General features: G+C 67.2%; 9 protein-coding genes. 7 read left to right on the plus strand and 2 right to left on the minus strand.

The features are described 5' to 3' along the window. Positions 1 to 38: 38 nt before the first annotated feature. The 5 genes from AC1RCS_RS02610 to AC1RCS_RS02630 all read left to right on the plus strand — a co-directional run bounded on the left by AC1RCS_RS02610 (position 39) and on the right by AC1RCS_RS02630 (position 6,495). Positions 39 to 617: a methylamine utilization protein gene (locus AC1RCS_RS02610; protein ID WP_492246364.1), complete on the plus strand. Its 579-nt coding sequence runs from the start codon at positions 39 to 41 to the stop codon at positions 615 to 617. Next, positions 617 to 2,962, plus strand: coding sequence for a putative bifunctional diguanylate cyclase/phosphodiesterase (locus tag AC1RCS_RS02615; protein WP_492246301.1), 2,346 nt, complete (start codon positions 617 to 619; stop codon positions 2,960 to 2,962). Before AC1RCS_RS02610 ends, AC1RCS_RS02615 begins: the two co-directional genes overlap by 1 nt. A 106-nt stretch (positions 2,963 to 3,068) precedes the next feature. After that, positions 3,069 to 4,094 (plus strand): pseudouridine synthase, encoded by a 1,026-nt coding sequence (locus AC1RCS_RS02620; RefSeq protein WP_255591278.1) that lies wholly within the window; start codon positions 3,069 to 3,071, stop codon positions 4,092 to 4,094. Between the two features lie 64 nt (positions 4,095 to 4,158). Next, positions 4,159 to 5,448: an esterase/lipase family protein gene (locus tag AC1RCS_RS02625; protein ID WP_492246302.1), complete on the plus strand. Its 1,290-nt coding sequence runs from the start codon at positions 4,159 to 4,161 to the stop codon at positions 5,446 to 5,448. A gap of 111 nt (positions 5,449 to 5,559) precedes the next feature. Beyond that, complete coding sequence (locus tag AC1RCS_RS02630) at positions 5,560 to 6,495, plus strand: exopolyphosphatase (protein WP_218293065.1); 936 nt, start codon at positions 5,560 to 5,562, stop codon at positions 6,493 to 6,495. Positions 6,496 to 6,506: 11 nt separating this feature from the next. On the opposite strand, the gene aqpZ is transcribed toward AC1RCS_RS02630, so the two are convergent. Then, positions 6,507 to 7,202: an aquaporin Z gene (gene aqpZ / locus AC1RCS_RS02635; protein WP_492246303.1), complete on the minus strand. Its 696-nt coding sequence runs from the start codon at positions 7,200 to 7,202 to the stop codon at positions 6,507 to 6,509. A gap of 329 nt (positions 7,203 to 7,531) precedes the next feature. Here aqpZ and htpG point away from each other — a divergent pair, with 329 nt between their 5' ends. Then, positions 7,532 to 9,508 (plus strand): molecular chaperone HtpG, encoded by a 1,977-nt coding sequence (htpG, locus tag AC1RCS_RS02640; RefSeq protein WP_492246304.1) that lies wholly within the window; start codon positions 7,532 to 7,534, stop codon positions 9,506 to 9,508. Between the two features lie 146 nt (positions 9,509 to 9,654). Here htpG and AC1RCS_RS02645 read toward each other — a convergent pair whose 3' ends face one another. Beyond that, entirely contained in the window at positions 9,655 to 9,963 is a 309-nt protein-coding gene (locus AC1RCS_RS02645; RefSeq protein ID WP_218293068.1) for a hypothetical protein, read from the minus strand. Between the two features lie 310 nt (positions 9,964 to 10,273). Here AC1RCS_RS02645 and AC1RCS_RS02650 point away from each other — a divergent pair, with 310 nt between their 5' ends. Further along, positions 10,274 to 13,891, plus strand: a complete 3,618-nt coding sequence (locus tag AC1RCS_RS02650; protein ID WP_492246305.1) for an IPTL-CTERM sorting domain-containing protein — start codon at positions 10,274 to 10,276, stop codon at positions 13,889 to 13,891. The last annotated feature ends 4 nt before the right edge of the window (positions 13,892 to 13,895 follow it).

Genomic DNA, 13,895 nt, shown 5'->3' on the forward strand with positions numbered 1-13,895 from the left:
GGCGCCCGGTGGCCGCGTTCCTGCTGGCCGGTGCGTGCATGGCGGGCCTGGCCACGGCGGCGCGGGGTGCCACGGTGCAGGTGGACGTGCTGGACACCGCGGGCAAGCCGCTGGCCGACGCCGTGGTGTTCCTCGACTCGGCCGACGCGGCCCGGCAGGCCCGGCCGCTGGCCAGTGTGGAGATGGCGCAGGAGAAACGAAGGTTCGTGCCCGGCGTGCTCGTGGTGCCGGTGGGCACCGAGGTGCGCTTTCCCAACCATGACTCGGTGCGCCACCACGTCTATTCGTTCTCGCCCGCCAAGAAATTCGAGCTCAAGCTCTACACCGGTACGCCCTCCAATCCCGTGCTGTTCGACCGGCCGGGCGTGGTGGTGCTCGGCTGCAACATCCACGACCAGATGGTGGGCTGGATCCTGGTGGTGGACACCCCGCACTACGCGCGCAGCTCCGCCGCCACGGGCAGGGCGCAGCTCGACAATGTGCCGCCCGGCACCTACACGCTGCGCGCCTGGCACACGCGGCTGCCGGTGGGCGCCCCCGCGCAGGAGCAGGCGCTGACGGTGCCCGCCGCCGGCGGCGCCGCCGCGTCGGTGCGTTTGGCGGGGTTGCAGCCTTGATGCAGCTGCGCCTGCTGCGGCGCAGCCTGATCCTGCGGCTGGTGGGACTCTCGCTGCTGCTGCTGCTCATCGTGCAGGCGGCGGGTTTTGCGGTGGTGCGCGCCACCATCGAGCGCAATGCGCGCGCCCAGATCGCCCAGGCCCTGGACCTGGACGAGAACGTCTGGCGCCGGCTCCTCGAACAGAACGCCGACAAGCTGCGCCAGGGCTCGGCCCTGCTCGCGGCCGACTACGGCTTTCGCTCCGCCGTGAATTCGGGCGACGAGGAAACCATCCAGTCCGTGCTGGAGAACCACGGCAGCCGCATCGGCGCCGCCGTGACGGCGCTGCTGGGCACCGACCTCGCGCTGCGCGCGGTCAGCCTGTCGGGCAGCATGGAGGCGTTTCCGGCCACCCTGCGCGAACTGGTGCCGCCGCTGGCCGCGCAGGCCCAGGGCAGCCAGATCGCGGTGATGGACGGCGTGCCCTACCAGTTCGTGATGGTGCCGCTGCGCGCACCGGTGGTCATCGGCTGGGTGCTGATGGGCTTTCCCATCCACCAGCCGCTGGCCGACGAGATGCGGCAATTGCTGTCGGTGCATGTGGCGCTGGTCGTCCAGGGCGCGGACGGCTCGGTCCAGGTGCCCGTGAGCACGCTGCCGCCCGGCCCGCTGGCGCTGCTGCAGCGCCAGGGAATTGCTTCGGGTGAACTGCAGACGCCGGAAGGCACCTTGCTGGCGCGCACCATCCGCCTGCACAGCGTGGGCGGCGAGGTGCAGGCGCTGCTGCTGCGCTCGGTGGACGAGGTGCTCGCGCCCTACCGCCAGCTGCAGGTGCTGCTGGCCATCATCACCGTCGCCGGCGTGCTGCTGTTCGCGGTGGGCACGGGGCTGGTGGCGCAGCGCCTGACCACGCCGCTGCGCTCGCTGCTGGCCGCCACGCAGCGCCTCTCGCGCGGCGAGTACGACGTGCCGCTGGCGCACACCGCCCGCAGCGACGAGATCGGCAACCTCGCGCGCTCGTTCGACCATATGCGCGTGGACATCGGCGCGCAGCAAACGGAAATCCGCCGCCTGGCCTACTGGGACCGGCTCACCGGACTGCCCAACCGGGAGCGCTTTCGCGAAGCGGTGGTGCAGGCGATCGCGGGCGCGGGCGGCGTGGCGGCAGGGCCACCGCAGCCGCTGGCCGTGCTCACGCTCGACCTGGACCGCTTCAAGCATGTGAACGACGTGCTCGGCTATGCCTTCGGCGACCGCCTGCTGCAGGCCGTGGCCGAGCGCCTGCGCCAGCAGGTGCCGTTGCCCGGCCACATGGTGGCACGCCTGGGCGGCAACGAATTCGCCGTGCTGCTGCAGGGCGCCGATGCGGCCGCCGCCCACGACACCGCGCTGCGCATCACGCGCTCGTTCGAGGAGCCGCTGGCCTTCGAGGACCAGACGGTGGACCTGAGCGCCGGCATCGGCATTGCCTGCTGGCCAGGCGACGCGGACGATGCCGACACGCTGCTCAGCCGTTCCGAGATCGCCATGTACGCCGCCAAGCGCAAGCTCAGCGGGGCGCTGCAGTACGACGCGTCGTTCGATTCGGCCAGCACGCAGACCCTGTCCCTGCTGACCGAACTGCGCCGCGCCGTCGAACACCGCGAACTGCGCCTGTACCTGCAGCCCAAGGTGGCGCTGCGCGGCCAGCCCGGCCTGGCCGCCGAGGCCCTGGTGCGCTGGCAGCATCCGCAGCGCGGCCTGGTGCCGCCCATGCAGTTCATCCCGTTCGCCGAGCAGACGGGCTTTGTGCGCCAGCTCACGCTGTGGATGTTCGAGGAGGTCGCGCGCCTGCTGGCCGACCCGCGCACCCGGGGCCTGCCGCTCAGGGTCTCGGTCAACCTGTCCACGCGCGACCTGCTGGACCCGGAGCTCAGCGCGCGGCTGGCCGACATCCTGGTGCGCCATGGCGTGTCCGCCAGCGCCTTCTGCCTGGAGATCACCGAGAGCGCCATCATGGACGACCCCCAGCGCGCCGAGGCCATGCTCAACCGCCTGTCCCAGCAGGGCTTCAAGCTCTCCATCGACGATTTCGGCACGGGGTACTCCTCGCTGGCCTACCTCAAGCGCCTGCCGGTGGACGAGCTCAAGATCGACAAATCGTTCGTGATGGGCATGGCGGCGGGCGAGGACGACGCGATGATCGTGCGCTCGACCATCGACCTGGCGCACAACCTGGGGCTCAGCGTGGTGGCCGAGGGCGTGGAAACCGCGGACATCCTGGAGCGGCTGCGCTCACTGGCGTGCGACGAGGCGCAGGGCTACCACATTGCACGGCCCCTGCCCGTCGATGATTTCCTGGCCTGGCAGGCGCGCCAGGGGTAAGCTGTCCGGTTTTTCACCGGAGGCGGATGCCGCAGAGGCACCGCCGGCCGGCCTTTCCGCGCCGGGCCCGCAAGGCCCGTGCGGCCCACAGGCGAAAATACGCGCAATGTCCTCTTCCAGTTCCCGTCCGCCCGCCGGCCCCGCGGCGGCTCCCGCCCCGGATGCCGGCGGCCCGTCCGCACCCGCGCCGCGCCCCGTGCTTCGCCGTCCCGTCATCGAAGCCAAGGCGGCCAAGGCAGCGCCCGCCCGTCCCGCGCCGCCGCCCCGGCCCTCCCGCGCGCCCGCACCGCCCACCTACCGCACGGCGTCGGGTGGCTTTGTCGCGCCGGTGCGGCAGGCACCCCCTCCTGCCGCACGCACCGTGGCACCCAACGGCCTGGTCAGCTCCCGCCTGAACAAGCGCATGGCCGAGCTGGGCATGTGCTCCCGGCGCGAGGCGGATGACTGGATCGCCCAGGGCTGGGTCAAGGTCAATGGCGAGGTCGCGGAGATGGGCGTGCAGGTGCTGCCCACCGACCGCATCGAGGTCGACAAGGTCGCCCAGGGGTTCCAGGAGCAGCGCGTCACCATCCTGCTGCACAAGCCCATGGGCTATGTGAGCGGGCAGGCCGAGGACGGCCACACGCCCGCCGTGGCGTTGATCAACCCCCGCACGCACTGGCGCGACGACCCCAGCCGCAACCGGTTCTCGCCGCCGCAGCTGCGTGGCCTGGCGCCGGCCGGGCGGCTGGACATCGATTCGGTGGGCCTGCTCGTTCTCACCCAGGACGGCCGCGTGGCGCGCCAGCTCATCGGCGAGGACTCCACGGTGGACAAGGAGTACCTCGTGCGCGTGCAGTACGGCGATGTCGCCACCGACGTGCAGTCGGCCTTCCCGCGCGAACAGCTCGCGCGGCTGTGCCACGGCCTGGCGCTCGACGGCCAGCCGCTCAAGCACGCCCAGGTCGACTGGCAGAACCCCGAGCAGCTGCGCTTCGTGCTCACCGAAGGCAAGAAGCGCCAGATCCGCCGCATGTGCGAGCTGGTGGGGCTCAAGGTGGTGGGGCTCAAGCGCATTCGCATCGGCCGTGTCACCCTGGGCAACCTGCCGGTCGGGCAGTGGCGCTACCTTTCTCCCGGCGAACGGTTCTGACAGGCCGGGCGCCCCGGCTTCTTCCTGTGTCGCTTGACCATTCCTGAACGGAGCCTTTCCACCCATGTCCCCATCACCGCGCCGCGGCGCCAATGCAGCCGGCCCCGGGGCAAGGCGCCCCGCCGAACCCTCCACGCCGGGCCCCCTGCGGCAGTTGCGCGTTTCCGACCTGCGCGGCGTGGCACGGCTGGCCACGCAGGCCACCACGGGCATCAGCCGCGTGGCAGAGGGCGTGCACCAGTCGGTGCTGGGCACCCTGGGTTTGCCTGGCGGGGCGCAGCCCGGGCAGGCGCGGGGCCTCACGGGGCTGGTCTACCAGAGCATTCGGGGCGTGACATGGCTCGTGGATGCGGGGCTGCAGGCGGGCCTGGCGCGGCTGGAGCCGTTTTTCGAGCCTGCCGTGCCGCACACCGGCGTGCAGTGGGAGCGCGAGGCCGTGCTGGCCGCCCTCAACGGCGTGATGGGGGACCGCCTCCAGCGCGACGGCAACCCGCTGTGCACCCGCATGGGGTTCCACCGGGAGGGGCTGCCGCTCGACCTGCCCGCCCTGGCCGCCAGCGGCGCGGCCACCGGCAAGGTGCTGGTGCTGGTCCACGGCCTGTGCATGAACGATCTGCAGTGGCGGCACGGCGGCCATGACCATGGCGCCTACCTCGCGCAGGCGCTGGGCTGCACGCCGGTCTACCTGCGCTACAACACGGGCCTGCACACCTGCGCCAATGGCGCGGAGCTCGCGGCGCAGCTGGAATCCCTCGTGAGGGACTGGCCGGTGCCCGTGACGGAGGTGGCGGTGCTGGCCCACAGCATGGGCGGGCTGGTCGCGCGCAGTGCGTGCCACCAGGCGGTGGCGCAGGGGCTGGGCTGGCCGGCGCTGCTGCGCCACCTGGTGTGCCTGGGCACGCCCCACCATGGCGCGCCGCTGGAAAAAGCCGGCCACTGGGTGGACATCCTGCTGGGCAGCACGCCGTATTCGCGCCCCTTCGCACGGCTGGCGCAGCTGCGCAGCGCGGGCATCACCGACCTGCGCCACGGCCACGTGCTGGAATCCGACGGGCAGGGGCGCGACCGCTTTCACCGGCAGCCTGACCGGCGCGTTCCGGTGCCGCTGCCCGAGGGCGTGGCCTGCCATGCCGTCGCCGCCACGCTGGCCGCGCGGCGCAGTCCGGTGGCTGAGCGGCTGGTGGGCGACGGGTTGGTGCCGTTGCACAGTGCCCTGGGCATCCACGATGATGCGCGGCGGACCCTGGGTTTTGCCAAGGATCGGCAGGCCGTGTTCCACCGGATGGGCCATCTGGCGCTGCTGGGCGATGCGGGCGTGGCGCGGCAGCTGGAGCAGTGGCTTCGGCCCGCGTGAGCGGCAAAGGGAGAAAAGCGGTCCGGTGGTCCGCTTTTCCATGCCAACGGCCTTGTGGGGCCTTGGCCCGCGGCTACCATGTGGCCATGAATATGTGACAAGGAGAAACTAGTGAGCGACGTGAAATACCGGCTGGTAACCCGCAGCGACTTCGACGGCCTCGTGTGTGCCGTGCTGCTCAATGAGCTCAATCTCATCGACGAGATCACCTTCGTGCACCCGAAGGACATGCAGGACGGCAAGATCGCCATCACCAGCCGCGACATCACCACCAACCTGCCCTATGTGCCGGGGGCCCACCTGGTCTTCGACCACCACGAATCGGAAACCGTGCGCAACTCGGGCCGGCGCGACGAAAACCACATCATCGAGGCCCATGCGCCGTCGGCGGCCCGCGTGGTCTACAACCACTACGGCGGCAAGGCGGCCTTTCCGCGCATCACCGACGAAATGATGGCGGCGGTGGACCAGGCCGACTCCGCCCAGTACTCCCGCGAAGACATCCTGGATCCCCAGGGCTGGGTTCTGCTGAACTACATGATGGATTCGCGCACGGGACTGGGGCGTTTCCGCGACTTCCGCATCAGCAACTATGCGCTGATGATGGACCTCATCCAGTATTGCCGCGACCACGACATCGCCGACATCCTGGCCCTGCCCGACGTGCAGGAGCGCGTGCAGCTGTACCGCGACCATGCCCCCAAGGCCCAGGAGCAGCTGCAGCGCTGCGCCATCCGCATCGGCAAGCTGGTGGTGCTGGACCTGCGCGAGGAAGAAACCATCTGGGCCACCAACCGCTTCATGATCTACGCGCTGTTCCCCCAGTGCAACATCTCCATCCACGTGATGTGGGGCCTGCAAAAGCAGAACACGGTGTTCGCCACGGGCAAGTCCATCCTCGACCGCAGCAGCCAGGTGCACATCGGCAACCTCATGCTGGAGTTTGGCGGCGGCGGGCATGCGGCCGCGGGCACCTGCCAGGTGGCCAACGACAAGGCCGACAAGATCCTGCAGACGCTGGTGCAGCGCATCACGATCGAGGGCTGAAACCCGCCCCCTCAGTCGTCGCTGAGCAGCGCGCGGTAGATGGCGGCGCCCAGCAGCGCGCCTGCGATGGGCGCTGCCCAGAACACCCACAGTTCCGACAGCGCATAGGCCGGGCCAAACAGCGCCGGGCCGGTGCTGCGCGCGGGGTTGACCGAGGTGTTGGTCACCGGGATGGAGATCAGGTGGATGAGCGTGAGGCACAGGCCGATCGCCAGCCCGCCAAAGCCGCTGGCCGCGCGTTTGGCCGTGGCGCCCAGGATCACGATGAGGAACACGGCCGTCAGCACGACCTCCGTCACCACGGCGGCCACCAGGCCATAGCCGCCGGGGGAGTGTTCGCCATAGCCGTTGGTGGCGAAACCCCCGATGTCCGCGCCCGGCTTGCCGGTGGCGATGAGGTACAGCACGCCCGCCGCGGCGATGGCGCCCAGCACCTGAGCCACCACGTAGCCGGGCAGCTCGGACGCCTTGAAGCGGCCACCCAGCGCCAGCCCCACCGACACGGCGGGATTGAAGTGCCCGCCCGAGATCGGTCCCAGGGCATAGGCCCCCGTCAGCACCGTGAGGCCAAAGGCCAGGGACACGCCGACAAAACCAATGCCCAGCTGAGGAAAGGCCGCGGCCAGCACGGCGCTGCCGCAGCCGCCCAGGGTCAGCCAGAACGTGCCGAGGAACTCGGCGGACCATTTTTGAAGGGATGTGGGCATGGCAGGACGGCTCCGAAAGAAAAAAGGGCACAGGGTTCTGGAAGGCTGCTCCCTTCGGAACAGCGGCGGCGCGTGCATCTTATGGGTGGCAAATGACAAAAAATACTGCCAGTTGCCTGCAAATTGTCAACAATCTTCAGCGCCCGGCCCCGCCTGCCCGCCGCCTGCAGGGACGGACGGCAGGCCGCGCCGGAGGCCGCCGTGTGCGAAACACCCTTGAAATCAGCCAGTCCGCCCCGAGGTGAACACGCGCGAACGCCTTTCCTCGCCACCCCCGTGGCCCGTGAAAGGCGTTCCCTTGCACCTTACACAGCAATCTCCAAGACACCATGAGCACCAAACAGACCCTGTCTTTCCAGGCCGAAGTGGCCCAGCTGCTGCACCTTGTCACGCACTCGCTGTACTCCAACCAGGAGATCTTCCTGCGCGAGCTGATCTCCAACGCCTCGGACGCGTGCGACAAGCTGCGCTTCGAAGGCCTGAACAATTCCGCGCTGTTCGAGGACGCTCCCAACCTGGAAGTGCGCGTGACCTTCGACAAGGACGCGAAGACGCTCACCATCACCGACAACGGCATCGGCATGAGCCAGCAGGAGGCCATCGAGCATCTGGGCACCATCGCCAAGAGCGGCACCAAGGACTTCATGGGCAAGCTCTCGGGCGACCAGAAGCAGGACGCGCAGCTCATCGGCCAGTTCGGCGTGGGCTTCTATTCGGGCTTCATCGTGGCCGACAAGATCACGGTCGAGTCGCGCCGCGCGGGCCTGCCTGCCGACCAGGGCGTGCGCTGGGTGAGCGGCGGCACGGGTGACTTCGAGGTGGAAACCATCACCCGTCCGCAGCGCGGCACCAGCATCATCCTGCACCTGCGCGACGACGCCGAGGAATACCTCAACGCCTGGAAGCTCAAGTCCGTCATCGCCAAGTATTCGGACCACATCAGCCTGCCCATCCTGATGGAAAAGGAAGAGTGGAAAGACGGCGAGCTGATCAACCCTTCGGACGAGAACGGCGGCCGCCAGCCGGGCGCCATGGTCAAGACCGGCGAGTGGGAAACCATCAACAAGGCCAGCGCCCTGTGGACCCGCCCCAAGAAGGACGTGACCGACGAGCAGTACGCCGAGTTCTACAAGACCATCAGCCACGACCATGAAGCCCCGCTGACCTGGGCGCACAACCGCGTTGAGGGCAACACCGAGTACACGCAGCTCCTGTACATCCCCGCCAAGGCGCCGTTCGACCTGTGGAACCGCGACAAGAAGGCCGGCGTGAAGCTGTACGTCAAGCGCGTGTTCATCATGGACGACGCCGAGGCGCTGATGCCCACCTACCTGCGCTTCGTCAAGGGCGTGATCGACTCGGCCGACCTGCCGCTGAACGTGAGCCGCGAGCTGTTGCAGGAAAGCCGCGACGTGCGCGCCATCCGCGAAGGCTCGACCAAGCGCGTGCTCAGCATGCTGGAAGACCTGGCCAAGCACGACAAGCATGAGGCCACGGCGGGCGACGACGGTGTGACGGACGTGGTCGACGCCGACGACAAGGCCAAGGAAGGCAAGTACAGCCAGTTCTACGCCGAATTCGGCGCCGTGCTCAAGGAAGGCCTGGGCGAAGACTTTGGCAACCGCGAGCGCCTGGCCAAGCTGCTGCGTTTTGCGTCCACCACCAGCGACACCGCCACCGTGGGCTTTGCCGATTACAAGGCCCGCATGAAGGAAGGCCAGGAGGCCATCTACTACATCACCGCCGACACCCTGGCCGCGGCCAAGAACAGCCCGCAGCTCGAAGTCTTCAAGAAGAAGGGCATCGAGGTGCTGCTCATGACCGACCGCGTGGACGAGTGGGCGCTGAACTACCTGCACGAATTCGACGGTACGCCGCTGCAAAGCGTGGCCAAGGGCGCGGTGGACCTGGGCAAGCTGCAGGACGAGGCCGAGAAGAAGGCCGCCGAAGAGGCCGCCGAGACCTTCAAGCCCGTGCTCGCCAAGCTCAAGGAGGCGCTCAAGGACAAGGCCGAGGACGTGCGCGTGACCACGCGCCTCGTCGATTCACCCGCGTGCCTGGTGGTGCAGGACGACGGCATGAGCACCCAGCTCGCGCGCATGCTCAAGCAGGCGGGCCAGCAGGCCCCGGAGACCAAGCCCGTGCTGGAGGTCAATGCCGAGCATGCGCTGGTCAAGAAGCTCGACGGCAGCGTGCATTTCCACGACCTCGCGCACATCCTGTTCGACCAGGCGCTGCTGGCCGAAGGCGGCCTGCCCGAAGACCCGGCGGCCTACGTGCGGCGGGTGAATGCGCTGCTGGTGTGACAGGGATGAAATAGGCTTCTGGCACCCGGCCATCAAGCGCCGATAGCTATTAAAAATAGAGCAAACCCCGTCGATGCCACGGCATCACGGGGTTTTTTTGCGCCGGCGCTGGCGTCCTCCGCGCCAGCGGGCGGGGGCGGTGCGCCTCAATCCTCCGGCCGCGCCTGCTCCAGCAGGCGGTCGTGCGCGCGGTTGCGCTCCTGCGGGTCGGCGTCGATCAGCTCCTTGAGCGCGCCCTGCGGCGCCAGCAGCCCCTTGCGCCGGTCATTCTTGACGGGCAGGTTGCGCCAGCCCGAGAGCACCAGCCAGTCCCAGAGCTCGGGCGGCACGGGGCAGGTGATCGCCATCTTGACCGGCCCCCGGATGATGAACGTGCCCACCGCCGGCAAGGGCCCCACCGGGGCAGGCCGGCGCTGCTGGCGGATGGAAAAGAGGTTGCGGAACAAATCCTTCATGGCCGGGGCAACTCGCTGGGGGATCTGGGATGGCGCAGCATAGCCCAGTGCCGTGGAACCGGTCCACTGCCCGGGGGCGCCTGCGCGCCACGGCCGGCGTGGTGGAAACAATACGCAATACGGTTCACGAACGTTAACGATTGTTTCTGCGCGGATTACGCCTGCCGCGCTCGATAAATTCAGGCCCTGCCTTTGCCCATGGCGGCCCAGGCGCGTTCACGCACTCCCTCGCATTTTTTGCCAGCCCTGAGGGGCCTGGTGAGGTCGCGGCGTGGCCGGAAGTTCGAGCCATCCACTTCAGGAGAATTCAATGCCCTATCGATTGACGCGACTATGGACGAGCGGCCGCGCTCCCTGGCGCGCGCAGACATCCAGCGGGTCCATGCAGCCTGCCAGCGATGCCACCGCGCAGGCACGCGAGGTTCCTGCGGCTGCGCCCGCGCAGCGCGCCGTGCGCCGCTTCCGCTGGCTCTTGCTGGCCAGCGGGTTGTTTGCCGGGGCCGCCCTGGCGCAGTCCGCTGACATGGTGCTGGCTCAGCACGTGGTGACGCCTGATCCTGTGCCAGCTGGGGGTGTGGCCACGATCACGATGACGGTCAACAACAACGGAACGTCTCCCGCATCCAATGTCAAGCTGACCGACACCATCCCTGCGGGCTCCACCTTTGTCAGCATGACCGCAAGCGCCGGCGGAACCTGCACTGCAGTGGCACCCTATGCCTGTACCTGGGCGTCGATACCGTACCCCGGCTCGCGCACGGTCACTTTGCAAGTGCGGCTGCCTTCTGCCGCCGTATGGCCCAATTCGGCAGAACTCACATCTGACACTGCCGATAACAATACCGGCAACAACGCCCTGACACGCAACATCACTGCGGTTGCGGCAGCCAACCTGGCCATCTCGGCCACCGCCTCCGCAGCAGGACCTATCGCGGCTGGCACGCCTTACACCTACACGCTCGCCGTAACAAACAACGGCGGGCCGGATGCCCTGCCGTCGGGCCAATCGCCCAGAGTCACCTTCAACGTGCCAACAGGCTCCACTGTCACGAGTCGACCGACTGGTACAGGTTGGGACTGCCAACCTTCCGGTGGCTATCCGCGCACTGCCCCTGCGGGTGGCGGGGCGGGCACGGAAATCACCTGCTCTCGAAATGATGGATTGGCCCCTGGAGCCAGTTTCCCCAACATCACTGTGCCGGCGGTTGCTAACGTCACAGGCGCAGTCGAAGGCACTTTTGACGTCAGGTCCGACTTTCCGGATGGCGATACCACCGACAACGTCGACACCGAGACAGTGACGCTCACCGCAGGTGCCGACATGGCCATTACCAAGACGGCCACGCTGGCCGCTGCCGGCGGTGGCACCCAGGCATCATTTGTTCTGACCGCGCGGCAATTGGGTGGCGCGCCGCCCTCTGGCGTGACGGTGATCGACACACTGCCTGCCGGGCTGACGTACGCGAGCCATAGCGCAGGCGCGCCCTGGGTCTGCGACTTCGGCGTCACCGTTGCAGGCCGACTGACCTGCACTTATCCTGGCTTCTACAACGGGGGGCCGTTCACCAGCTTGCCCGCCATTTCACTGGTGGCAGACGTTACCGGTATCGGAGATATTCCGAACACGGGAACTGTCTTGGCAAACGAGACCGATTCGGACGGTTCCAACAACACCAGCACCGTCACCGTGAACAACTCTGCCGATCTGGGCATCTCCAAGAGCTCCAGCGTCAATCCGGTAGTAACGGGCACCACCTACAACTGGAACATCGTGGTGCGAAACTACGGGCCGATGCCGGTGCTTACGGGGCAGACTATCACCGTGACCGAAACCGTTCCGAATGGCATGTCGTTGGCAGCTTTGCCTCCAGGCTCGGAATGGAGTTGTCCCGCGCTGCCGGTGGTCGGTCCAGACACGGTGACTTGTACGCACACACGCAGCAGCAGCAACCTGGGCGTTAACAGCAACGCGCCCACGCTGAGCATCCCTGCTACAAATACCATTGCGGGCACCTTGAACAACGGTGCTTGCCTTGCCTTGAGCGGGAGCGGCCCCGTGGAGGCCGGTGATGCGCCAGGGTTCCAAAACAACTGTGTCGCGACCGGTGTCACGGGCACGACGGGTGTGAATTCTGCTGACTTGCAGATCACCAAAACCGCAAATCCTGGATCAGTGGTGGTGGGTCAGAATCTCACCTACACACTCGTTGCTACCAATCTATCTCCGTTGGTGAACGCCACGAATGTGCATGTGTACGACACGGTCAACAACCTTGTCAGCACCGGGGGGCTCCAAAGCATTGCCACCTCGCAAGGCTCCTGTTCGCCAGTGGGCCCATACCCTCTGAATGGTATCTCCCAAGTCGTTGATTGCGACCTTGGCACGCTGGCAGCAAATGGCGGCACCGCCACGGTGACCATCGTTGTGCGCCCCAACAACACCACTGCGACGGTGCTTGCTCGCAGCAATACGGCGTCGGTGAATTCGCTGGACGTGGGCGACCCAGACCGCGGCAACAACAGCGTCACCATCTCCAGCAACGTGGAGCCGCGCGTAGATGCGACAGTCACCAAGACGGTGAATCCGAGCAGCAACGTGCGCGTGGGTCAGCCCACGATCTACACGGTGACGGCGCGAAATGGCGGGCCATCCACCGCTAACGAGTTGATCATCACGGACGTCATGCCACCCAACACCGCTTTCGTGAGTGTGGGCACGCCATCGAACGGTGGAACATGCGCAACTGTGCCTGCTGTGGACTCCGTCGGCGGCACGCTCGGCTGCACATGGATGAATGTGGCTGCCAACAGCAACCGCACGGTCACTTTCACAGTGCGTCCGCTGGCCGCCGCGCTGAACACCGTTATTAGCAATACCGTGAATGTGGCGGTGGGCGCGGGCGACACCGAAACCGATACCACCAACAACTCGTCCAGCATCACCACCAACGTGATCGCCTCTCTGGTGGACATCCTGGTGCAGAAAACCGACAGCGTGGATCCGGTCCCCCTGGGCTCGGAGACGATGTACACCGTCACCATCCGCAACGCCGGCCCTTCCATCGGCACCAACCTGGTGATGACGGATACCTTCCCGAACGCAGGCAACACAGCACGGTTCAGCTACCAAGGCAATCTGACTGCGACCGTTGCGGGGGCTAGCGTGCCGACCACGGGCTGTACGGAGCCCGCTCTGGGGGCTATGTCGGGAACCCTGCAGTGCACGTTCCCCACCATTGGCTTGGGCGTATCCAACCAAGTCGTGCTGACCTATCGAATGAGGGCAGAGAGCATCATCACCGCTGGGGCGTACTCCGGTACCCAGGGCAACCACGTAACCGTGGCTGTGGATGAGAACGAAACGCAGACGACCAACAACGTAGTCGACGAAGACACGACGACGAGCCGTGGTGCACCCGCAGCCGGCAACGAAATCGATCTGGGCATCACGAAAAGCACCAGTGCGTCCAGGGCAATGCCCGGCACTGAGTTTGACTACACGCTGCGTGTGACCAACACGCAACTGGCGGGAAGTGGCCGTGACGTGGTGCCGGCCCATGGCGCGCAGGTCACGGATGCTCTGCCAGTAGGACTTGCGTTCGTGTCGGCGCCGGGTTGTTCGTATGACGGCGCGTCTCGCCAGGTGGTGTGCGTGGTTTCCAACTTGGCGGCAGGCGCTTCCGTGGACTTTACGGTCCGAGTTCGGGTCGACTCCCCATATACGGGGCCGGCTACTGTGAACAATACCGCTTGCGTCGATATGCCTGGCGACCCGGTGGGCGGCAACAACTGCTCGACCACACCAAAAACGGTGGGCAACCCGCCAGCATCCTCTATTCCGACGCTCTCCGAATGGGGCATCATCTTGCTTTCGATGCTGCTGGCCTCGCTGGCTTTGCGTGAAGCGGTGCTACAGCGTCGTCGCTGATCCA

Source organism: Acidovorax sp. GW823-FHT01C06 (assembly GCF_058798375.1).

Bases quoted from the DNA above. Each gene is read 5' to 3' on its own strand.
- AC1RCS_RS02610 (WP_492246364.1), top strand. From the start codon at position 39: ATGGCGGGCCTGGCCACGGCGGCGCGGGGTGCCACGGTGCAGGTGGAC.
- AC1RCS_RS02615 (WP_492246301.1), top strand. From the start codon at position 617: ATGCAGCTGCGCCTGCTGCGGCGCAGCCTGATCCTGCGGCTGGTGGGA.
- AC1RCS_RS02620 (WP_255591278.1), top strand. From the start codon at position 3,069: ATGTCCTCTTCCAGTTCCCGTCCGCCCGCCGGCCCCGCGGCGGCTCCC.
- AC1RCS_RS02625 (WP_492246302.1), top strand. From the start codon at position 4,159: ATGTCCCCATCACCGCGCCGCGGCGCCAATGCAGCCGGCCCCGGGGCA.
- aqpZ (WP_492246303.1), bottom strand. From the start codon at position 7,202: ATGCCCACATCCCTTCAAAAATGGTCCGCCGAGTTCCTCGGCACGTTC.
- htpG (WP_492246304.1), top strand. From the start codon at position 7,532: ATGAGCACCAAACAGACCCTGTCTTTCCAGGCCGAAGTGGCCCAGCTG.
- AC1RCS_RS02645 (WP_218293068.1), bottom strand. From the start codon at position 9,963: ATGAAGGATTTGTTCCGCAACCTCTTTTCCATCCGCCAGCAGCGCCGG.
- AC1RCS_RS02650 (WP_492246305.1), top strand. From the start codon at position 10,274: ATGCCCTATCGATTGACGCGACTATGGACGAGCGGCCGCGCTCCCTGG.